Genomic DNA, 20780 nt, shown 5'->3' on the forward strand with positions numbered 1-20780 from the left:
GGGCCGTGCCCGACGCGGTCGAGCAGGCATTCGCCGCGGGTGACGATGTGGAAATAGGCCCAGCCAGGGCCCTCCGCGTCATGCGGCGCGGCCCAGGCGCCGCCGAACCGGCAGAAATCGTCGAGCACCGGCCGCACCCGCAACAGCGGGGCCAGGCTGCTCAAGGGATCGTCGGCATCGTCGGCGGCCATGGTCTGCAAACCCGTGATTGATCCGGTCGGCCATGCCGTTGCGCCGCGCGGGCATCCTCAAGGCGCAGGCCAGGGCTCATCTTTGTATCACCAACCAACGGAGACCATCATGCACATGCAGGACTGGAACACCTACCGGCAGCAGCTCATCGCCGGTGTCGGCGACCTCGGCAAGCTCAGCCCGGACACGGTCCGCGGCTATGTCGCACTCGGCGGCGCCGGGGCGAAGACCAACCATCTCGACGCCAAGACCCGCGAGCTGATCGCGGTGGCCGTGGCCATCTCGCTGCGCTGCGACGGCTGTATCACCGTCCACACCGAGGCCGCCCGCAAGCTCGGCGCCACCCGCGAGGAAATCGCCGAAGCCCTCGGCGTCGCCATCAGCGTCAATGCCGGTGCCGCGCTGGTCTATTCAACCCGCACGCTGGACGCCTTTGCCGCAGCCCAGGAAGGCTGAGACGGGCGCCCGAAGAGAGCCATCATGATCACCCTGATCCGCCAGGGGCTCGGCCTGATCGCCGGGCCCCGGTCCGACCGCATCGGCATCGACGCCATGCGCATCGCCATCGCCATCGTCTTCCTTTGGATCGGCGCCCTGAAATTCGCGCCCTACGAGGCGGACAGCATCACCCCGTTCGTGGCCAACAGCCCGGTGATGTCGTTCTTCTACGAACACCCGGCGGACTACAAGGCGCACCTCACCCATGAGGGCGAACTGAAGCCCGACGACCGCGCCTGGCAGACGGCCAACAACACCTACGGCTTCTCCCGCGGCCTCGGCTCGCTCGAGATCCTGATCGGCCTGCTGACGCTGGCCGGCCTGGTTTCCGCCCGGATCGGGTTCGTCGGCGCCGGGCTCGCCTTCCTCACCCCCTTCGTGACCCTGTCCTTCCTGGTCACGACGCCGGAGGCCTGGGTGGCGGCGCTGGGCGATGCGCAGCACGGCTTCCCCTACCTCTCCGGCGGCGGCCGGCTTGTGATCAAGGACGTCACCATCCTGGCCGGTGGCTGGCTGGTGCTGGCGGACAGTGCCCGCGCCATCCTCCGGCAGCTTTCCAGCCGCACCGCTTGAGCCATCCGATCCGGCAAAGCGCGGGATCCCATCCGGGGTCCCGCGCTTTGCGCGTAACCACAACCGGCGCCGGTGCGAACCGTGCCGCGACTTTGAAAGCGAACGAGCGAGCGGGACATACGGACGCAGCGAGCAATTCGGCGGGTCTTCGAAACACGCGGCGGGTGGCGCCTTGCCCCCTTTGCCCTTGCCCGGTTTGCCATCGGGGCCTTCTTTTTTGCATCCGGCTTCAACAAGATGTTCATGGCGGCCAATCGCGCGCAGATGCTGCAGACGATCACCGACGCCGGCATTCCCTTTCCCCATGTGATGGCGGTGGTCGTCACGGCCTGCGAGCTGTTCGGCGGCCTGGCGCTGGTCTTCGGACTGCTGGCCCGGCCGGCCGCCCTGGCCCTGCTGTCGATCAGCACCGTGGCGCTGCTGACCGTCGGCATCCACGAGATTCCCCAGGGCCTGGATGTCATCAGCTGGTACAGCTGGCTGCTGTACCTGCCCGAGGCCGGCTACATCCTGATCTGCCTGATGATCTGCGTGCAGGGCGGCGGGCCGGCCAGCCTCGACCTCGTCCTCCATCGCAGATTTGCAGCTTCGGCCTGAGCATTCAGAGGGCAGTCGAGCATCCACTGCACCCCGAACCGGTCTGTCAGCTTGCCGTAGAAATCACCCCAGGGCTGGATGCCGAGCGGTGTCGTCACCCGGCCGCCTTCGGCTAGGCGGATGAACAGCGCCCGCGTCCGCTCGGGGTCGTCCAGCATGAGGATATGGGCCGACCCGCGCATCGGCTCGGCGTCGTCATTGTCCGAGGCGTAGAACAACACGCCAGGGCCTTCGAACTTCGCATGCATGACGCGGCCCCGCATGCCGCCGGCGCCATGGCGCTTGATCTCCACGACCCGGCCCAGGCCGCACCCGGCATAGAAGGCCAGCGCCGCCTCGCAATCCGTGGTGAAGAACAGGTAGTTGGACAGCTGCATCCGGGTCGCTCCCCTCCGGTCCGGTCAGGCCGACGGCGCGTTCACGATGGCGTCGACCAGCCCGGCATTGCGGGATCCTTTTGAAAAGTCACAGCGAGAGGATCATATGTATCGACTGCTCTCTATCGATACATGCCGATCGCTCTCCACACAAGATGAAAGAGCGATCACTCTGAATGCGGAATGCCATGCGCTACAGTGCCGAACACAAGATCGAGACCCGGGCGCGCATCCTCGGCGCGGCCGGCCGGCTGTTCCGCCAGGAGGGCTATGGCGGCGCCGGCATCGACGGCCTGACCAAGGCCGCCGGTGTCACCAACGGCGCGTTCTACGGGCACTTCAAGTCGAAGAGCGAGGCGTTCCGGGCCGCCGTGCTGGCCGGGCTCGATGAGCTGCGGACCGGGATATCGACGTTGAAGGCCCAGGCCGGAACGGGCTGGCTCGGCACTTTCGTCGGCTATTACCTCGGCCATAAGCGTACCTGTGCCCTCGGCGAGAGCTGTGCCCTGCCCAGCCTGTCGCCCGACGTGATGCGCGCCGATGCCGAGACGCGGGACGCCTATCAGGCGGAGCTGCTGCGGCTGATCGAGGAGGTCGCCTCGGGCCTGGGCGACAGCCCTGACGCCGAACGCGGCGACCAGGCCATCGCGCTGCTGGCGCTGCTGTCGGGCGGCGTGACCCTGGCACGCGCCGTGCCCGACCCGGCGCTGGCCGAACGGATCGCCGAGGCGGTCCGGCGCCGGGCGCTGGCGATGGCCGCGCCGGCCCCAGGGGGCTCGTGGTCAAAATCTGACACCTGGGTCCCAAGGGGGGAGGGGATGTGAGAGTGTGCGGTTCTATGGGATGCGATAACTCGCACCTGAGATGGTGCAGATGGAGCCTTCCCCATGCAGGCAGCTGAGGTTTCGCGTGCAGTGGCTGCGGCCAGGTCGATCGCCTCAGCGCTTGGCCTGACGGTCGACGACGCGGTCGTTCTGCAGAATTCGAACAAGCTCGCCGTGCGCCTGCTGCCTTGCGACGTCTTTGCCCGGATGGCGCCCCCGCCACAGCAGATGGCCCAGTTCGAAATCGAGCTTGCCCAACGGCTCGCCGAGACCGAGAGCCCGGTGGCTGCGCTCGAGCCTCGTGTGGCGCCGCGCGCCTATGAGCGTGACGGCTTCGTGGTGACGCTGTGGACCTACTATGCGCCCGAGACGGCCCGCGGGGTCGCGCCGGCCGACTACGCGAAGGCGCTCGAGCGGCTGCATGCCGGGATGCGCAAGCTCGACGTCGCCACGCCGCACTTCACGGATCGGGTCGCGGAAGCTCAGCACCTCGTGGCGAGTCGCGACCAGACTCCGGCACTCGCCGACGCGGATCGTGAGCTTCTCGGCGGCACGCTCAGGAGTCTGAGGCGAAGGATCGCCGGCCGCGGCGCCGCGGAGCAGTTGCTGCACGGCGAGCCGCACCCCGGCAATTTGCTCAGCACGAAGAACGGGCCGCTGTTCATCGACCTCGAGACGTGTTGCCGCGGGCCGGTCGAATTCGACCTCGCCCATGTGCCCGAAGAGGTCGCCGAGCACTATCCGGGCGCCGACCAAGACCTGCTCGGCGAGTGCCGGGCTCTCGTTCTTGCGATGGTCGCGGCGTGGCGGTGGGATGCAGCCGACCAGTTCCCGAACGGGCGACGAGCAGGCCGCGACCTCGTCAGGACCATACGCAAGGGTCCGCCGTGGCCAACGCTCGACGTCGTGATGCGGCGACTGGCTGGCCAACAGGCATCACCGGTCCTGGGACTCTAGATCTGGCCGAACCCGGTCAGGCCGATCAGGGCGCCGGCGGCCAGCACGGCCAGCGGATGGATCCGTGTCGTCAGCGTCAGCATGGCGCCGCCGGCGGCGATCGCCGCCAGGATCGTGTCCTGCGCCGACGCCTCGGTGATGACGGACGCGCTGGCCGCGACCAGCCCGACCGTTACCGGCACCAGCCCGGCCTGCACGATCCGGCGCCACGGCCGGTCGCGGAATCGCTCCCACAGCCGGAGGGCGACGCCGGTGAGGATGGAGGAGGGGCCGAACTTCGCCAGCGAGGTGACCAGCACGCCCGGCCAGCCCGCGACATGCCAGCCGACCAGCGTCACCACCATCAGGTTGGGGCCGGGGGCGGCCTGGGCCAGGGCGAACATTGCCCAGAACTGCGGCGCCGTCATCCAGTGGTGCACCTCGACCACCTGGCGCTGCATCTCCGGCAGCACGGTGTTGCCGCCGCCGAAGGCCAGCAGCGACAGCTGGGAGAAGATGACGGCGAGGGCGGAGAGATCAGGCATCATGCCCTGGCCCTCCAGCTGACGAAGACGCTGAGCGGCGCCAGCACCAGCATGGTCGGCACCAGCGGCAGGTGCAGGATCGCCACGGCCAGGAAGCACAGCCCGGCGATGGCGGCGCCCAGCGGCCGGCCGCGCAGCAGCAGCGCGGTCTTGCCCGCCATGGCGATCATCAGCCCGGCGGCGGCCGCCGCCAGCCCGGCGAACAGATGGTGGATCTGCGGGTCGTCCTGCAGCCGGTCATAGACCATGCCCAGCGCGATCACGATCGCCGACGGTGCCGCGATCAGCCCGAGGATCGCGGCAAAGGCCCCGGCGACGCCGCGGAACTTCAGGCCGATCGCCACCGACATGTTGATGATGTTGCCGCCCGGCAGGAACTGGCACAGGCCGAGCAGGTCGGTGAACTCCGCCGGGCTCAGCCAGCGCCGCTGCTCCACCACCATGCGCCGGGCCAGCGGCAGCACCCCGCCGAAGCCGATCAGGCCGAGCGCCAGGAAGGCAGTGAACAGGCCGGCGATGGTCGGCTCGGTGCGCGCCTCGTCCGCGGCGGCGAGGCTGATCGGTGTGCTCATGGTTCGGTCCGGGCGGGCTGGCAGCCGGGAGGCTGGGATGGTCCCTGCTTACATAGCCTGCCGCGGACTGCCAGTCCAATATATGGATTGTCAGTAAACCATATGATTGAAGTATCTCTCTTGTGCCGAGGCTGACCACTATCAGCAGCCGAAATTATAGATCCGTCATCGCGAGCCCCGCAGGGGCGTGGCGATCCAGAGATCGAGCCGCTGGATCGCCCGTTCTTAGCGTAAGAGGGGCGCTTCGCTTCTCGCGATGACGGTCCTACAGAAAGCTCGCCGGTTCAGCCCTCGGCCAAGTCGGCGTCGGCGCCGTTGGTGCCGCGCAGGGTGCCGCCGATGGTGTGGCGGTCGAAGGCGACGCTCTTGATCACGGCGTAGACGGCGCCCCCGGGGGCCAGCTCCAGCGCCTCGATCGACCGCCGGGTCAGCCGCGCCAGCAGGCTGTCGCCGGCGCAATCCAGCCGGATGTCGGCGGTGGCGCCGTCGCCGGCCACGATCTCCGCCACCGTCACCGGCAGCACGTTCAGGGCGCTGAGATGGTCGGGCGGCCGGGTGGCCAGCATCACGTCGCGGGCCCGGATGCGGACGCGCAGCGCGGTGCCGGCTGGCAGTTCGACCCGCGGCACGGTCAGGAAGCCGGCGGCGACGCGCAGCCGGGTCAGCTGGAACCGGTCGTCATGATCCTCGACCACAGCCTCCAGCACCGCGCCGGCCTCGGCCCGGCCGGCGGGGAACAGGTCGACCCGGCCCATCACCTCGGCCACCGGCCCGGCGGCGGCGACGCGGCCCTCGGCCAGCACCACCAGGGTGGTGGCCAGCCGGGTGACCTCGCCGATGGCGTGGCTGACATAGACGATCGGGATCCGGGTCTCGTCGCGCAGCCGCTCGATATAGGGCAGGATCTCGGCCTTGCGCGCCTCGTCCAACGCCGCCAGCGGCTCATCCATCAGCAGCAGGCGCGGGTTGGCCAGCAGCGCCCGGCCGATCGCCACGCGCTGCTTCTCGCCGCCCGACAGCAGCGCCGGCCGGCGGTCGAGCAGATGGCCGATGCCGAGCAGCTCGACCACTTGGTCCAGGCTGCCATAGCGCTCCGGCTTCGGCGTGAACCACTGGCCGTACAGCAGGTTCTGCCGTACCGACAGATGCGGGAACAGCCGGCCTTCCTGGAAGACATAGCCGACGCGGCGGCGATGCTTGGGCAGGAACACGCCGCGCTCGGTGTCGACCAGGGTGCGGTCGTCGACCACCACGCGGCCGTGCTGCGGCCGCACCAGCCCGCCGATGATGTTGACGACGGAGGTCTTGCCGGCGCCGGACCGGCCGAACAGCGCGGACAGTCGCCCTTCGCTGCGGAAGGCGATGTCCAGGGCGAAGGCGCCCTGGCGGTGGCGGATGTGGACGTCCAGACTCATGCCGGCTGCACCCGAACGCCGGCGCGCCGGGCCATCAGCTCGGACACCAGCAGGGCCGCCATCGAGATCACCACCGACACCAGGGTCAGGCGCAGCGCGCCGATGTCGCCGCCCGGCACCTGGGTGAAGGTGTAGATCGCCGAGGGCAGGGTCTGGGTCTGGCCGGGGATGTTGGAGACGAAGGTGATGGTGGCGCCGAATTCGCCCATCGCCTTGGCGAAGGCCAGGATGGCGCCGGCGATCACCCCGGGCAGGATCAGTGGCAGGGTGACGGTCAGGAACACCCAGGTGGGGTTGGCACCCAGCGTGCCGGCCGCATCCTCCAGCTTGTGGTCCACCGCCTCGATCGACAGGCGGATGGCCCGCACCATCAGGGGAAAGCCCATGACGCCGGCGGCCAGGGCGGCGCCGGTCCAGCGGAACGAGAAGACGATGCCGACCTTGAACAGCACCGAACCGATCGGCCCCATCCGTCCGAACAGCAGCAACAGGATGTAGCCGGTGACGACCGGCGGCAGCACCAGCGGCAGATGCACCACGCCGTTCAGGATCGACTTGCCCCAGAACCGCCCGCGCGCCAGCGCCAGCGCCACCAGGATGCCGAGCGGCAGGCTGACCACCATGGCCCAGAGCGAGACCTTCAGGCTCAGCAGGATCGCGGTCAGCTCGTCGGCGGAAAAGTCGAACACGAGGGCGCTTTCACATCCATATCTCCCCCTTCCCTTGCGGGAGGGGGGAGGGGGTGTCGATCGAAGGAATCCGGTGTCGACGATCTATAGAGGAAGCAACACCGGCCCCAACGCAACAGCCGGTTCGTGCGGCCCGAACCCCTCCCCCTACCCCCTCCCGCAAGGGGAGGGGGAGTGAAGATGGGGCGCTCGGGCCCTCGTCCGTCTTACTGCTTCACCACCGTGAAGCCCTGCTTCTCGAACAACGGCTTGGCGGCGGCGGACTTCAGGTAGTCGACGAAGGCCTGCGCCTCCGGCTTGTCGCTGCTGGCGACCACGGCGATCGGGTACAGGATCGGCGGGTGGCTGTCGGCCGGGAAGGTGCCGATGATCTTGACCCCGGTGTCGGCCGCGGCGTCGGTCTGGTAGACGATGCCCAGCGGGGCCTCGCCGCGCGACACCAGCGCCAGCGTGGCGCGGACATTCTCGGCCTGGGCCACCTTGTCCTTGACCGAGGCCCACACGCCGAGCTTCTCCAGCGCCGCCTGGCCATACTTGCCGGCCGGCACCGCCTTGACGTCGGCCATGGCCAGATGGCCGTCGCCCAGCGCCTTGGCCAGCTCGAAATTCGGGGCGATGGTCAGCTGCACCGTCGAATCCTTCGGCGCGACCAGGACGATGCGGTTGCCCAGCAGGGTCGCCTGCGTCTCCGGCTTGATCAGCTTGCGGTCGGCCAGATACTTCATCCAGTCGAGATCGGCCGAGATGAAGACGTCGGCCGGCGCGCCGGATTCAATCTGCTTCGCCAGGGCGGAGCTGGCGGCGTAGGAGATGGTGGCCTTGTGCTTGGAGTCGGCCTGCCACTGGGTGTTGATGTCGTCCAGGGCATCCTTCAGGCTGGCTGCGGCGAAGACCGTGATGTCCTGCGCCTGGGCAATCGCCGGCGCACCAAGGCCGGCCGCCGCCCCCAGCGCCCCGGCCAGCAGGGCGCCGAGCCAGCCGCGTCGTGTGATCCGCATCGTTCTGTTCCCCGTTCCTGGTTGTCGGCCCGGCCGATTCAGAACTGCCGGCCGGCCCGTCGGGCGCGATCTTACCGCGCCGCTATATCCCGGCAAACATTTCGCAAAATCAATCGGGCCGTCCCAGTCCGGTCACGACCGGCGGTTCAGACCCTGGCTCTCGAGGATCGCCCAGATGTCCTCGGCATTGTCGGCGAAGCGGAACAGCTCGAGATCCGCGGCCTTGATCATGCCGTGCTCGACCAGGGCCTCGAAGCCGATCACGGCCCGCCAATAGGCCTCGTCGACCAGCACGATCGGCAGGGCGGTGGATTTGCCGGTTTGGCGCAGGGTCAGGATCTCGAACAGCTCGTCGAAGGTGCCGAAGCCGCCGGGGAACACGATCAGCGCATTGGCCCGCATCGCCAGGTGCATTTTCCGCATCGCGAAATAGTGGAAGCGGAAGGTCAGCGCCGGGGTGGAATAGGGGTTCGGCTCCTGCTCGTGCGGCAGGGTGATGTTGAAGCCGATCGACGGCGCGCCGGCATCGGCGGCGCCGCGATTGGCGGCCTCCATGATGCCCGGGCCGCCGCCGGTGGCGATGACGTTGTCGCGCACCCCGCCATGGACGGTCAGGGCGCCGCCGCGCTCCGACGCGATGCGGCCGAAGGCCCGCGCCTGCGCATACCAGTCGGCGTGGCGGCCGGGGCCGTCCTCGGTGGCGCGGGCGCTGCCGAAGACGACGATGGTGGAGCGCACGCCCCAGGCGCGCAGCGCCTCCTCCGGCTTGGCGTATTCCAGCATGAAGCGAACGCCGCGCATGGAATCGCCGAGCAGGAAGTCGGGGTCGAGCACCGGCAGGCGGAACGACGGCGACGCCATCTGCGTCGTGTTCTCCACGGCCGTGCTCGCCGTCGTCGTGTTCGCCATCTGCTGCGTGCTCAGCAGGGTGGGGTCGGAGGGGCGCTTGCTCATGCCGCCTGTTAAGCAGATCGGAGCGCGGCGGGGAAGGGGACCCGGCGCCACACCCACACGGCGATGGCGAAAAAAGCCTTGATCCTCGGGCCGGAAAGCGCTGTTTACCGGCCAAGGCGAATGGGAGCGTTCCGCAATCGCCCATCATCATGCAGCCGCCGAGGCTGGCGGGGGCCTGATCCTACCCCATGGATCGGCCCGCTCCGACGTGGCAGCGGATTGCCGATCTTCCGACGTGGTGGGGTTGTTTTTGAGGAGAGCGGTTGTTGGAGATCGTATCGACTGCAATCGAGGACGTGAAGCTCGTCAAGCTGCGCCGTTTCCAGGATGAGCGCGGCTATTTCTTCGAAAGCTGGAGCGCGGAGAAGTTCGGCGCCGCCGGCCTGCCGACGATTTTCGTCCAGGACAACCAGGCGGGCAGTGTCGCCACGGGCACGATGCGCGGGCTGCACTACCAGACCCGGCCGAACGCCCAGGGGAAGCTGATCGGCGTGATCCGGGGCTCGATCTTCGACGTTGCGGTCGACATCCGGCACGGATCGCCGACCTTCGGCCGGTCGGTTGGTGTGGTCCTGACGGCGGCCGACCCGGCCAGGCTGTGGGTCCCGGCTGGCTTCGCCCATGGCTATGTCACGCTCGAGCCCGACACCGATGTCGTCTACAAGGTCACTTCCGGCTACGCGCCACAGGCCGAAGGCGGCATCCGCTGGGATGACCCGGCGGTCGGCATCGACTGGCCGATCCTGCCGGCGGAGATGATCGTGAACGACCGCGACCGGAACTGGCCGCGCCTCGCCGATGCCCCCATCCACTTCCGCCACGGTGCCGCATGACCATCTTCGTGACCGGCGGTGCCGGCTTCATCGGCTCGGCCCTCGTGCGCCAGCTCGTCGCCGCGGGCGACAGCGTCGTCACCATCGACAAGCTGACCTATGCCGGCAATCTCGACAACCTGGCCGGGCTGGATGCGACCAACCGGCACCGCTTCGTCCAGGCCGATATCTGCGATGTCGATGCGATGCGCGCGCTGTTCGCCGAACACCAGCCCGACATCGTCTACCACCTCGCGGCCGAGAGCCATGTCGACCGCTCGATCGACGATCCGCTGGAATTCGTCCGCACCAATGTGCTGGGCACGGCGTCCCTGCTGACGGCGGCGCTGGGCTATTGGCGCGGTCTGCCGGAGGGCAACGGCTTCCGCTTCCTGCACGTCTCGACCGACGAGGTCTATGGCGAGCTTGGTGCCGACGGCCTGTTCTCCGAGGCAAGCCCGTACCAGCCGAATTCGCCCTATTCGTCGAGCAAGGCGTCGTCCGACCACCTGGCCCGGGCCTGGCACCGCACCTATGGCCTGCCGGTGATGGTGTCGAACTGCTCGAACAATTATGGGCCGTACCAGTATCCCGAGAAGCTGATCCCGGTCGTCATCCTCAACGCGCTCGAGGGCAAGCCCCTGCCGATCTACGGCAAGGGCGAGAACATCCGCGACTGGATCCATGTCGACGACCACGCGGCCGGGCTGCGGGCGATCATGGACAAGGGGGGCTTGGGCGAAACCTATCTCGTCGGCAGCCGGTCGGAACGGACCAACATCGACCTGGTGCGGCAGATCTGCCGGATCCTGGACGAGCTGCAGCCGGCGGCGCAGCCCTATGAAAACCTGATCACCCATGTCACCGACCGGCCGGGCCACGATGCGCGCTATGCCATCGACCCGACCAAGGCCGAGACCGAGCTGGGCTGGGCGCCACGCCACAGCCTGCAGGACGGGCTGAAGCAGACCGTCGCCTGGTATCTCGCCAACCGCGACTGGTGCGCCCGGGCGGGCGAACGCAGCCGTATCGGCCTCGGAGCATGACGCTGGTTCTGTTCGGCGCCGGCGGCCAAGTCGGGCGAGAGCTGGCGGCGCTGGCCGCGGCGCGGGGCCTGCCGGTGCGGGCCTATGCAAGGGCTGAGGTCGACATCACTGATGCCGCTGCCGTCGCCGCCGCAACCCGTGGCGCGGATTTTGTCGTCAACTGCGCTGCCTACACCGCCGTCGACAAAGCCGAGGCCGACCGCGACCAGGCCTTTGCCGTCAATGCCACGGCGCCGGGCGTGATCGCGCAGGCTTGCGCCGATGCCGGCGCGGCGCTGGTGCACATCTCGACCGACTATGTCTTCCGCGGCGACGGCGACCGGCCGTGGCGCGAGGACGACCCGATCGCGCCGCTGTCGGTCTATGGCGCCAGCAAGGCGGCGGGGGAAGCCGCGGTGCGGGCGGCGTTGCCGCGCCACATCATCATCCGCACCGCCTGGGTCTTCGCGGCGCATGGCAACAACTTCGTGCGCACCATGCTGCGGCTTGGCGCCGAGCGGCCGGAACTGCGCATCGTCGCCGACCAGCGCGGCGGCCCGACCGCGGCGACCGACATCGCCACGGCGATCCTGGCGATCCGCGAGCAGGCGCTGGCGCCCGGCTTCGCCGGTTGGGGGACCTTCCATTTCGCCGGTGCCCCGGCCACCAGCTGGTACGATTTCGCGGCGGCGATTTTCGCGGAACATGGCGGGGCCACGCCCGTTCTGCACCCGATCGGCACTGCTGACTATCCGACCCCGGCGCGTCGCCCGGCCAATTCGGTGCTGGATTGTGGCAAGATCGGCCGGGTGTTCGGGCTGGACCAGCCGGATTGGCGGCAATCTCTGGCTGCCATGCTGCGGACGCAATAGCGGTGCACAAGGGTGGGGCCGTGTCGAGTGTTGGGGGAATAGGCTGAGTGGCTGACGTGCTGGTGATCGGGCGATCGAGTTTTCTCGCCCGGGGCTTCATCGATGCCTATGGCGCCGCCGGGATCCGGCATGTCGCCTGGGCCGATGTGGCGCGGCCGGAAACCTTCGACGGCATCGGCTGCGTGGTCAGTTTCGCGCTCGACCCACGCTACATGCGCGAAGCCTACGATCCCTCGTTCGATTGCGACCGCACGCTGGCCGAGGCGATCGGCCGGGCCCAGCGCGACGGCCGCATGCCGGCGGATGCGCATATGGTCATGCTCAGCACCCGCAAGGTCTACGGTCCGGCCGGGGACGAGCCGCTGATCGAGACCCGGGTGCCGGCGCCGCAGGACGCTTATGGCCGCAACAAGCTGGAGACCGAACGGCTGCTGCGGGATCAGTTCGGCCCGAACCTGACCATCCTGCGCCTGTCCAACATCTTCGGCTTCGAGGATCTGCCGGGGCGGCGCACCTTCCTCGGCCTGTTGCTGCGCGCGTTGCGCGAGGAGGGGGTGATCCGCTACGACGTCAGTCCCTTCACGGCCAAGGATTTCCTGCCGGTCGAACCCTTCGCGGCGGCGCTGGCCAAGGTGGTGCGGGCCCGCCCGGGTGGCCTGTTCAACCTGGGCTCCGGCGTGCCGCTCGAAAGCGGCTGGCTGGCGATGTGGATCATCGAAGGCTACGGCCGCGGCAGTCTCTGTGTTACCGATCCCGGCATCCGCGATGCCTTCGCGATGAATGTGGATCGTTTCGTTGCGCGGTTCGGCCCGGTGGCCGGCCGTGAGGATGTTCGTACGGCCTGTCTGGCCATTGGAAGGAGACTGGGGGTTGAATAAGATCGTCATTACCGGGGCCGCTGGCTTCATCGGATCGCATCTGGCCGATCTGTTCGTGGGGCGCTACCCGGAGGCGAGGTTCGTCTTCTTCGACAAGATGACCTATTCGGCCGACATCGAGAACGTCGTCCATCATCTGCACGACCGCCGGCGCCAGCTGGCGGTTGGCGACATCTGCGACCCGGAATTCTGTCGCCAGGCGACAGCGGGGGCGGATCTGGTGATCCACGCCGCGGCCGAAAGCCATGTCGACCGGTCGTTCATGAACGCCACCCGGTTCGTGCACACCAACGTCTTCGGCACCCACACGCTGCTCGAGGCGTGCCGGATCAACCAGGTGCCGCGGATCATCCACGTCTCGACCGACGAGGTCTATGGCGAGGTGCTGGAGGGCGAGGTCGACGAGGACACCATCCTCAATCCGACCAACCCGTATTCGGCCTCGAAGGCGGCAGCGGAGATGATGGTCCGCAGCCTGATCCATTGCTACAAGATGCCGATCATGATGATCCGCGGGAACAACATCTTCGGCGCCCGCCAGTACCCCGAGAAGATCATCTCGCGCTTCTGCCTGCGCCTGATCCGCGGCGAGAAGCTGCCGATCCACGGCAATGGCAGCAATGTCCGCCACTATCTGGCGGCGCAGGACATGGCCGAGGCGATCGCCCTGGTCAACGAGGTCGGCGAGATCGGTCAGGTCTACAACATCGGTTCCGACGAGGAATACACCAACCTCGAGGTCACCAAGCTGATCTGCGAGGCCTTCGGCACCGAGATGCAGGAGGTGGTGGAGTTCGTGCAGGACCGGCCGTTCAACGACCGGCGCTACTCGATCTCCTCGAAGAAGCTGCGCAGCCTGGGCTGGAAGCCGAAGCGCCGCCTGGTCGACGAGATCCCGGAAATCGCCCAGTGGTATCGGGACAACGTCGCCCGCTACGAGTTCGACGAACACTGATCGCCTGACTCTCAGGGGCACGCGGCCTGGCGGGCGGGGTTTCCCGCCTGCCAGGCCCAGCGGGTCCCGTCGCTGCGGATGTCCGTAACCGCAAGCGGCTCGATATCGATCCGCCAGAACGACCGCGCCGGCGCATCCAGGATGTGCAGGATCGCGGCGCGGATCACGGTGGCATGCGTCACCGCGATCGCATGCCCCCGATCCCCGATGCAGCCATCCATCCAGGCGGCGACGCGGCGGCGGAGATCGGTCAGCGACTCCCCGCCATGGGGCGCGGCATCGGCGTCCGACAGCCAGGCGGCGACGCCGTCCGGTTCCCCGCGCTGCACATCGGTCAGGCTGCGCCCGGCCCAGCGGCCATGGTCACCATCCCGCAGGGCCGGCTCGACCGCCGCGTCCAGTCCCAGCAGGGACGCGGTCTGCCGGGCCCGCAGCGCCGGGCTGGTCCAGGCCCGGTCGGCGCGGCGCAGCGTCCGGCCCAGGACTTCGGCCTGCGCCGCCACGCCATCCTCGATCGGTTCATCCAGGGGAAAGGCCGCCGACCGCGCCGCCGCGGTCGTTCCATGACAGATCAGGGTGAGCCTCAGGGTCATCGCGGCATGCTCCCGCCAGCCTCGTCGAATCCGCAGAACACCGCGGTTTCATTGACAGTATGGCCTTTGCACTCCTAGTCTCTGCGCGCAAGTTGCGAATTTGGAAGCCGGTGCAATTCCGGCACGGTCGCGCCGCTGTGACCGGCATCAGCGCATATCGCTGCCGTCGGAAGTCAGACCCTCGCGCAACGGTTTCGTTCGACCAGCGGGACGCAAGATCCCAGGAGGCGCAGAGATGTCAGACATAGCCCTTAGCCCCGATGCCGTCAGGCCGATCCCGGTCGGCGAACTTCTGCCCTGGGCGATCTTCGCCGGGCTGATCCTGCTGCTGGCGATCTATTTCGTCGGTGCGGAAGAAGGCGCGACGTCGATCGTCTCCGGCATGTATGTCCACGAATTCGTACATGACGGCCGCCACCTCCTCGGCTTCCCCTGCCACTAAGGGGACCGGACATGGTTGGAAACCTTCTGCTCCGCGGCATGCTGGTCGGGGTGCTCGCTGGGCTGCTCGCCTTCGGCTTCGCCCGGATTTTCGGTGAACCCCAGGTCGACCGCGCCATCGCCTTCGAAGAACAGATGGACCAGGCCAAGGGCGAAGCGCCCGAGGAGGAGCTGGTCAGCCGCGGGACGCAGGCCGGCCTCGGCCTGGCCACCGGCGTGATCGTCTATGGTGCGTCGATCGGCGGCCTGTTCGCGCTGGTCTTCGCCTTTGTGCAGGGCCGGATCGGCCGCATGGGGCCCCGCGCCACCGCCGCGCTGCTGGCGCTGGCCGCCTTCGTCGCCATCGTGCTGGTGCCGGATCTCAAATACCCGGCGAACCCGCCCTCGGTCGGCAACCCCGATACGATCGGGCTGCGCACCGAGTTGTTCTTCGTGATGCTCGTGATCTCGGTCGCGGCGATGGTGCTGGCGGTGATGCTGGCCCGGCGGCTGTCGGCTGCGATCGGGTTCTGGAACGCGACGATCGTCGCCGGCGCGGCGTTCATCGTCGTCGTCGCCATCGCCCAATACGCGCTGCCGGAAATCAACGAGGTGCCGGAGCAGTTCTCGGCCGTCCTGCTGTGGCGCTTCCGCACCGCATCGCTGGGCATCCAGGTGGTGCTGTGGACCACGATCGGTCTGCTGTTCGGCGCGCTGACCGAACGCAGCTTCGCCAGCCGGCTCGGCCGGATCCCGGCCCGCGCCGCCTTCCGCTAGGCAAGACCTTTCCGGGTGGGGCTGCGATGCCCGGCCTGAAAGATCCCGGCCCGTCCCCTCGCGGGGGCGGGCCGGTTCTTTTCGGCTATGACGGATCGACCCAGAAGGTGTCGGGCCGGTAGACGCCGAAATGCGCCCCCGGATCCCACGAGAACACGGCCTTGTCAGGCACATTGTGCAGCCGGGTCTTGACCACGACCGGCTGCAGCACGCCCTGCACCGTGCCGATCGATGTCACCTGGTCGGCCTGGATCTTGACCATCTCGCGGGTGATCGCGTCGCGACGAGCCGCATCGGCGGTGGTGTGCCATTCCTGGTACAGCGCCATCAGCCTTTCGCCGAAATCGACATCCGGCTTCTCGCCGGCGCCGCCGGCGGTCTGCACATACTGGCCCCATTTCGGATATTGCAGCCAGTTCTGGTCGACCGGCGCCAGCTCCGTCGGCACCACCGACGGCGTCACCAACGCGTTGTCCAGGCCGCTCCACACCGACATCACCGTGTCGCCGGCGAAGATCCGCTGCAGGAACACGTCGCGCTGCGACTGGGTGGTGTGCAGGGCGATGCCCAGCTTGCCCCAGCTTTCCTTGACCAGCTGCAGGATGTCGGTCTCGGTGCTGCGCTCACCGGAGCTCTCGACCACGATCTCCAGCCTCCGGCCATCGGCCATCAGGCGGGTGCCGTCGCCGTCGCGCTTGGTCAGCCCGATCTCGTCGAGCAGGGCGTTGGCCTTGTCGAGGTCGAACTGGGTCCAGGACGCGGCCTGGGCGGCATCGTAATAGGGCGATTCCGGCAGCACGGTGTTCTGGCTCGGCTTGGCCTGGCCGAAGAACACGGTCTGGTTGATCTCGTCCCGGTCGATGCCGAGCGACAAAGCGCGGCGGAAGCGGACGTCGCGGTTCAGCGCGCGCCAGCCGGCATCGTTGCAGTTGAGGTTCGGATACAGCGCCACCTCAGACCCCAGCGCGGTCGGCCACAGCCGGACCTTGTACTGCCCGGCCTCCTGGCCGGCCTTGAGGAAGCTGATGTTGTCGAAGCGCAGGCCGCGGGCCTGCAAATCGGCCTCGCCGGTGCCGGCCTTGGCCGGGATCAGCGAACCCTCGACGACATTGACCACGACGCGGTCGATATAGGGCAGTTGGCGGCCCTGGCTGTCGATGCGGTGGTAGTAGGGGTTGCGGACGAAGACGAAGCGCTCCGCCGGTGGCTTGGTGGTGATGACCCAGGGCTCCAGCACCGGCAGGTCCGGGTTGGTCGATTCGATCAGCTTGCTGCGCTGGGTATAGAGGGCCACCCAGTTGCGCGCGCTCGCCTCTTTGACCATGGCGTCCAGCGCCGCGGCATCGGCGTATTTCTTGTGGAACTGCTTGAGGTAATGCGCCGGCGCGAAGATGTAGAGCGGCGCGGCATTGGCCAGGGCCGGCAGGAATTCCGGGTTTGGCTTGGACCAGGAATAGACCACCGTGGTCGCATCCGGGAATTCCACCTTGGGCTGTTCGCCATCCACCAGCAGCCGGGAATCCGGGCCGTAGGGCGACAGCTCCTTGTCCTGGGCCACGTCCTGCCAGTAGTAGCGGAAATCGTCGCTGGTGAAGGGCTGGCCGTCCGACCATTTGTGGCCGGGCCGCAGATGCAGCGTGAACACCTTCTCGCCGTCGACATCGACCGACTGCAGGATGTCCGGGTGCAGCTTGAAATCGGTGCCGTAGCCGACCAGCCGGGCATAGCTGTAGGTGTTCATGATCCGCAGGTCGCGGGCGCGCCCGACCATCCAGCTGATCTCGCCGCCCGGCTGGCCGGGCTGCTTATTCTCGGCCGCCAGGTCGACCACCGATGGCACCTGGGGCACACGCTGCGCCACCGGCGGCAGCTTGCCGGCGGCGACATCCTGTTCATAGAGCGGCGTCTCGACCAGGGCCGGCGCCTGTGCTGCGGCAGCGGCCGGCCCGGTGTGGGCAGCCGCCGCCAGGCCGGCGGCAAGAGCCGCAGCCACAGCGAAACGGGGAATCCAGTTCATCACTCCACCCTGTCTCTGGGGTTTTAGTTTTTCCCTCGAAGGCGGGCAGTATCCGTCGCCCGGGGGTGGATTGTGAAGCCGGACAATTGGGGTGGTCTTTTTGGGCCGGCCGCGTCGCCCCGTCAGGCCGCCGGCTTGGCCATGACGGTCTCGTCGAGGCCCTGCTCGGCCAGGCCGCCGCCAGCGGCGCCGGCGATGAAGGACGGGATATCGGCCGCGTTCTCGACCCGCACCACCACCCCGGCGCCCATCAGCTGGATGCCGTTCGCCTGGAAGGCCTCCAGGATGCGGTGATAGGCTTCGCGGCGGATGACGAACTGCTTGCCCGGCTTGGTGATGAACTTGACACCGATCACCAGGGCGTTGCCGTCGATCCGCCGTACCCCTTGCGATTTCGGCGGCTGGATGAAGTCCGGCCCCATCACCGGGTCGGCGGCGAGGTCGGTTCCGATCCGCTTGACCAGCTTGCGGATCACCTCCAGGTCGGTGCCCAGCGACACCCGGAACTCCAGCCGCAGCAGCGCCCAGTCGCGGGTGTAGTTGGTCAGCGACTTGATCTGGCCGAACGGCAGCGTGTGCAGCATGCCGCGCTGGTGGCGCAGTTTCATCGACCGCAGCGAGATGCCTTCCACCGTGCCGCGGATGGCGCCGACCTCGACATAGTCGCCGACCCGGAAGCTGTCCTCCAGCAGGAAGAACACGCCGGCCAGGATGTCGGCGATCGTGGCCTGGGCACCGAGGCCGATGGCGATGCCGACCACGCCGGCGCCGGCGATCAGCGGCCCGATCTCGATGCCCATGGTGGCCAGCACGATCATCGCGGTCATGACCAGCAGCGCGATCCGCACGAAGTTCTTGAACAGCGGCAGCAGCGTCTGCAGCCGTTGTGCCCGGCTGGGGTCTTCATCCTGCCGGGCGAATTCCAGCCGGCGGTCGACCCAGCGCTGGAACAGCGCCCAGCCGACATAGCCGAGCAGGATGATCACCGCGAAGTTGACCAGCACGCGCAGCCCGTAGTCGACGAACCCGACCTGCAGCGCGCTGAAGCCCCAGAGATAGGCGACGCCGGCGATGCCCAGGGCGATCAGCACGATCCAGATCGCCCGCATCAGGTTGCGGATATGCGGGTCGGCCGTACCGCTGGCCGCGGAGTCGTTGGCGGGCGCCTGGCCGACGGCGCCGAAGAACCGCTTCAGCAGGTGCCGGATGATATGGGCGGCCAGCGGGATGGCCAGCAGCACGCCCAGGCTCATGATCGCCCGCGGCACGGAGGAGGTGCCGCCCCGCAGCGAGGCATCGACGACCAGCAGCCACACGCCGATGAGATAGGCGCTGATGACGAAGGCCAGCACGGCGGCGACCACGTCCTCTTCCTGCTTCAGGCCGAGATGGATCAGCACGTCCTCGACCAGCCGGCGATGGATGATGGTGGCGCCGATCAGATAGCCGAAGGGTAGGGTGCTGGCCGGCAGCCACAGGGCCAGCGCCATGTCGAGCGGCAGGCCGAAGCCGGAGACCAGCAGGGTGAACCAGGACGGCACCAGCATCAGCCCCGCGGTCCACAGCACGGCCCGGTACAGCAGCCGCGCGGCGTGGTTGTCCAGCGGCAGCAGCCGCAGGCCGGCATTCCGCGGCATCAGGATCAAATCCACGACCGTCATGATCACCCAGAAGATCAGGCCCTGGCGCAGCAGGAATTCCAGGCCGGTGACCGCGGCCGGATGGTCGGGCCGCCAGAGGAGATAGATCACGACCAGGCTGGCGGCATAGACGCCCATCGCCGCCAGCCCGGCGGTGACGAAGGCCATGCGGCGGCGCAGCCGGCTGTAGCTCTGTTCCTCCTTCGCGATTGAACGCGGCACCAGCCGGTCGAGCAGCATCGAGGTGGTGGCGCTGCCGACATGCGACCGGGTCACCAGGTTGCGGGCCAGCATCGAGATGATGACGGCCGCGATGGCGCTCAGGGTCAGGAAGACCAGCAGCGGCAGGATCGGCGTGTCGGGGATCTGGGTGAAGGCGTCGGCCACGGCGCCCAGCCGGCGCGCGTAGAAGGCCAGGTTGGTCTCGGTCGGCCCCGATCGGGCCAGGCGGTCATCCGCATCGGCCTGCTCCAGCACGGTGCGGATCGCCTCCCGACCCAAAGCGGGGGCCGCGGTGTCGGCGATCGCGGCGATCTGTGCCGGGGTCAGGCCGTCGGGGAAGGCCGCGGTGATGGTGTGCAGGTCGGCGACCGGTTCGGCTGGCGCCGCTGCCGGTGCGGAATGGTGCTGGCCGGGAAGGAGATTGGCCGCCAGGAGGTTGTGCTCCGGCGCCGCGCCCAGCAGGGCGGTCAGCACCGCCAGAAGACCGATGACCCGCTGTGATCGCCGCATTGCGTCTTGCTCGCCCGTTTCGTGCGCGATGGGCGACGCCCCGTTCTTTGCAAAGCGCGACAGCCCAGGATCGACTGGTATGGGCTGGGCTGCCCGCCGTCCAATGCGGTTCAGGCATGCAGCCATACGGAGAGGCCGTCGCCGCCCTCCGGGCTTATGGTGCGGCCCCGGCGCCCCAATATCAGGGGCCTCGGTCGGCCAAGGGACGGGCCCGATCCATGCAAGGCCGACGGCGAAAGAGCGACATGACAGCGAACAAGCCTTCCCTGAGCATCGCCATCCTGGACGACTACCAGAACGTGGCGCTGCAATCGGCCGACTGGTCCGCCCTCGACGGGCGCGCGACCATCACCGTGTTCAACGATCACCTCGCCGACCCCGACCAGGTCGTGGCCCGGCTGCTGCCCTTCGATGCCGTCTGCGTGATGCGCGAGCGGACGCCGCTGCCGAAGGCGGTGATCGACCGCCTGCCGCGGCTGAAGCTGATCGCCTCGACCGGGGCCCGCAACGCGTCGATCGACGCCGCGGCCGCCGCCGAGCGCGGCATCGCCGTGACCCACACCGGCTATGACGCCAGCCCGACCATCGAACTGACCTGGGCCCTGATCCTGGCCAGCGCCCGCCACGTCGCGGCCGAGGCCGCCAATCTGCGCGCCGGCGGCTGGCAGCAGACGGTCGGCGACGGCCTGCGCGGCAAGACCCTCGGGCTGCTCGGCCTCGGCAACATCGGGTCGGAAGTGGCGCGCATCGGCAAGGCCTTCGGCATGGACGCCATCGCCTGGAGCCAGAACCTGACCCCGGAAAAGGCGGCGGCACAGGGCGTGCGCCTAGTGTCCAAGGACGACCTGTTCGCCAAATCCGATGTGCTGACCATCCACCTCGTGCTCAG

The 20780-nt window shown here is 68.3% G+C and carries 24 protein-coding genes; 13 read left to right on the forward strand and 11 right to left on the reverse strand.

The window, feature by feature from the left end; all coding sequences use genetic code 11:
* A partial coding sequence (locus tag AC3XYG_RS31185) for a cupin domain-containing protein (protein ID WP_489143774.1) occupies positions 1 to 191 on the reverse strand: 191 nt, incomplete at its 3' end.
* Between the two features lie 109 nt (positions 192 to 300).
* On the opposite strand from AC3XYG_RS31185, the gene AC3XYG_RS31190 reads away from it, so the two are divergent.
* The 3 genes from AC3XYG_RS31190 to AC3XYG_RS31200 all read left to right on the forward strand — a co-directional run bounded on the left by AC3XYG_RS31190 (position 301) and on the right by AC3XYG_RS31200 (position 1860).
* Positions 301 to 648, forward strand: coding sequence for a carboxymuconolactone decarboxylase family protein (locus AC3XYG_RS31190; RefSeq protein ID WP_489143775.1), 348 nt, complete (start codon positions 301 to 303; stop codon positions 646 to 648).
* A 24-nt stretch (positions 649 to 672) separates the two neighbouring features.
* On the forward strand, positions 673 to 1263 hold the full coding sequence (rclC, locus tag AC3XYG_RS31195) for a reactive chlorine resistance membrane protein RclC (protein WP_489143776.1): 591 nt from the start codon (positions 673 to 675) through the stop codon (positions 1261 to 1263).
* 135 nt (positions 1264 to 1398) lie between these two features.
* On the forward strand, positions 1399 to 1860 hold the full coding sequence (locus AC3XYG_RS31200) for a DoxX family protein (RefSeq protein WP_489143797.1): 462 nt from the start codon (positions 1399 to 1401) through the stop codon (positions 1858 to 1860).
* Here AC3XYG_RS31200 and AC3XYG_RS31205 read toward each other — a convergent pair.
* A complete protein-coding gene (locus AC3XYG_RS31205; protein ID WP_489143777.1) occupies positions 1767 to 2237 on the reverse strand; it encodes a VOC family protein in 471 nt (156 codons plus the stop codon). The two genes, AC3XYG_RS31200 and AC3XYG_RS31205, sit on opposite strands and share 94 nt — an antisense overlap.
* 188 nt (positions 2238 to 2425) lie before the next feature.
* Here AC3XYG_RS31205 and AC3XYG_RS31210 point away from each other — a divergent pair, with 188 nt between their 5' ends.
* On the forward strand, positions 2426 to 3061 hold the full coding sequence (locus AC3XYG_RS31210) for a TetR/AcrR family transcriptional regulator (protein ID WP_489143778.1): 636 nt from the start codon (positions 2426 to 2428) through the stop codon (positions 3059 to 3061).
* A 63-nt stretch (positions 3062 to 3124) separates the two neighbouring features.
* Positions 3125 to 4018 carry a phosphotransferase family protein gene (locus AC3XYG_RS31215; RefSeq protein ID WP_489143779.1) on the forward strand — a complete coding sequence of 298 codons (894 nt, stop codon included), beginning with the start codon at positions 3125 to 3127 and terminating at the stop codon, positions 4016 to 4018.
* Here the strand turns inward: AC3XYG_RS31215 and AC3XYG_RS31220 are convergent.
* From AC3XYG_RS31220 to AC3XYG_RS31245, 6 genes are all read right to left on the reverse strand, one after another.
* Complete coding sequence (locus AC3XYG_RS31220) at positions 4015 to 4545, reverse strand: chromate transporter (RefSeq protein WP_489143780.1); 531 nt, start codon at positions 4543 to 4545, stop codon at positions 4015 to 4017. The two genes, AC3XYG_RS31215 and AC3XYG_RS31220, sit on opposite strands and share 4 nt — an antisense overlap.
* On the reverse strand, positions 4542 to 5114 hold the full coding sequence (locus AC3XYG_RS31225; protein ID WP_489143781.1) for a chromate transporter: 573 nt from the start codon (positions 5112 to 5114) through the stop codon (positions 4542 to 4544). The genes AC3XYG_RS31220 and AC3XYG_RS31225 overlap by 4 nt, the downstream gene beginning before the upstream one ends.
* A gap of 284 nt (positions 5115 to 5398) precedes the next feature.
* Positions 5399 to 6529: a molybdenum ABC transporter ATP-binding protein gene (modC, locus tag AC3XYG_RS31230; RefSeq protein ID WP_489143782.1), complete on the reverse strand. Its 1131-nt coding sequence runs from the start codon at positions 6527 to 6529 to the stop codon at positions 5399 to 5401.
* On the reverse strand, positions 6526 to 7218 hold the full coding sequence (gene modB, locus AC3XYG_RS31235) for a molybdate ABC transporter permease subunit (RefSeq protein WP_489143783.1): 693 nt from the start codon (positions 7216 to 7218) through the stop codon (positions 6526 to 6528). The genes modC and modB overlap by 4 nt, the downstream gene beginning before the upstream one ends.
* Positions 7219 to 7424: 206 nt before the next feature.
* Positions 7425 to 8216 carry a molybdate ABC transporter substrate-binding protein gene (gene modA / locus AC3XYG_RS31240; RefSeq protein WP_489143784.1) on the reverse strand — a complete coding sequence of 264 codons (792 nt, stop codon included), beginning with the start codon at positions 8214 to 8216 and terminating at the stop codon, positions 7425 to 7427.
* Positions 8217 to 8348: 132 nt separating this feature from the next.
* Positions 8349 to 9170, reverse strand: a complete 822-nt coding sequence (locus tag AC3XYG_RS31245; RefSeq protein WP_489143785.1) for an LOG family protein — start codon at positions 9168 to 9170, stop codon at positions 8349 to 8351.
* Between the two features lie 266 nt (positions 9171 to 9436).
* On the opposite strand from AC3XYG_RS31245, the gene rfbC reads away from it, so the two are divergent.
* From rfbC to AC3XYG_RS31270, 5 genes are read left to right on the forward strand one after another with little or no spacing between them, the layout of a single operon-like run.
* Positions 9437 to 10003, forward strand: coding sequence for a dTDP-4-dehydrorhamnose 3,5-epimerase (rfbC, locus tag AC3XYG_RS31250; protein WP_489143786.1), 567 nt, complete (start codon positions 9437 to 9439; stop codon positions 10001 to 10003).
* Positions 10000 to 11028, forward strand: a complete 1029-nt coding sequence (rfbB, locus tag AC3XYG_RS31255; protein ID WP_489143787.1) for a dTDP-glucose 4,6-dehydratase — start codon at positions 10000 to 10002, stop codon at positions 11026 to 11028. Before rfbC ends, rfbB begins: the two co-directional genes overlap by 4 nt.
* Positions 11025 to 11879 carry a dTDP-4-dehydrorhamnose reductase gene (gene rfbD, locus AC3XYG_RS31260; protein ID WP_489143788.1) on the forward strand — a complete coding sequence of 285 codons (855 nt, stop codon included), beginning with the start codon at positions 11025 to 11027 and terminating at the stop codon, positions 11877 to 11879. Before rfbB ends, rfbD begins: the two co-directional genes overlap by 4 nt.
* A 47-nt stretch (positions 11880 to 11926) precedes the next feature.
* The gene (locus AC3XYG_RS31265; protein WP_489143789.1) at positions 11927 to 12757 is read left to right on the forward strand and encodes an NAD-dependent epimerase/dehydratase family protein; all 831 of its coding nucleotides are present in this window, start codon (positions 11927 to 11929) and stop codon (positions 12755 to 12757) included.
* Positions 12750 to 13712, forward strand: coding sequence for a GDP-mannose 4,6-dehydratase (locus AC3XYG_RS31270; RefSeq protein ID WP_489143790.1), 963 nt, complete (start codon positions 12750 to 12752; stop codon positions 13710 to 13712). The genes AC3XYG_RS31265 and AC3XYG_RS31270 overlap by 8 nt, the downstream gene beginning before the upstream one ends.
* Positions 13713 to 13723: 11 nt before the next feature.
* On the opposite strand, the gene AC3XYG_RS31275 is transcribed toward AC3XYG_RS31270, so the two are convergent.
* Positions 13724 to 14305, reverse strand: a complete 582-nt coding sequence (locus AC3XYG_RS31275; protein ID WP_489143791.1) for a histidine phosphatase family protein — start codon at positions 14303 to 14305, stop codon at positions 13724 to 13726.
* 235 nt (positions 14306 to 14540) lie between these two features.
* On the opposite strand from AC3XYG_RS31275, the gene AC3XYG_RS31280 reads away from it, so the two are divergent.
* Positions 14541 to 14747, forward strand: coding sequence for a CbtB domain-containing protein (locus AC3XYG_RS31280; RefSeq protein ID WP_489143792.1), 207 nt, complete (start codon positions 14541 to 14543; stop codon positions 14745 to 14747).
* A gap of 11 nt (positions 14748 to 14758) precedes the next feature.
* Entirely contained in the window at positions 14759 to 15502 is a 744-nt protein-coding gene (locus AC3XYG_RS31285) for a CbtA family protein (protein ID WP_489143793.1), read from the forward strand.
* Between the two features lie 85 nt (positions 15503 to 15587).
* On the opposite strand, the gene AC3XYG_RS31290 is transcribed toward AC3XYG_RS31285, so the two are convergent.
* Together AC3XYG_RS31290 and AC3XYG_RS31295 are read right to left on the reverse strand one after the other, a co-directional pair.
* Positions 15588 to 17519, reverse strand: a complete 1932-nt coding sequence (locus AC3XYG_RS31290) for an ABC transporter substrate-binding protein (protein WP_489143794.1) — start codon at positions 17517 to 17519, stop codon at positions 15588 to 15590.
* Between the two features lie 122 nt (positions 17520 to 17641).
* Positions 17642 to 19891 (reverse strand): mechanosensitive ion channel family protein, encoded by a 2250-nt coding sequence (locus AC3XYG_RS31295; protein ID WP_489143795.1) that lies wholly within the window; start codon positions 19889 to 19891, stop codon positions 17642 to 17644.
* A gap of 245 nt (positions 19892 to 20136) precedes the next feature.
* On the opposite strand from AC3XYG_RS31295, the gene AC3XYG_RS31300 reads away from it, so the two are divergent.
* The coding region (locus AC3XYG_RS31300) for an NAD(P)-dependent oxidoreductase (RefSeq protein WP_489143796.1) at positions 20137 to 20780 on the forward strand (644 nt) is incomplete at its 3' end.

This window comes from Inquilinus sp., assembly GCF_057815775.1.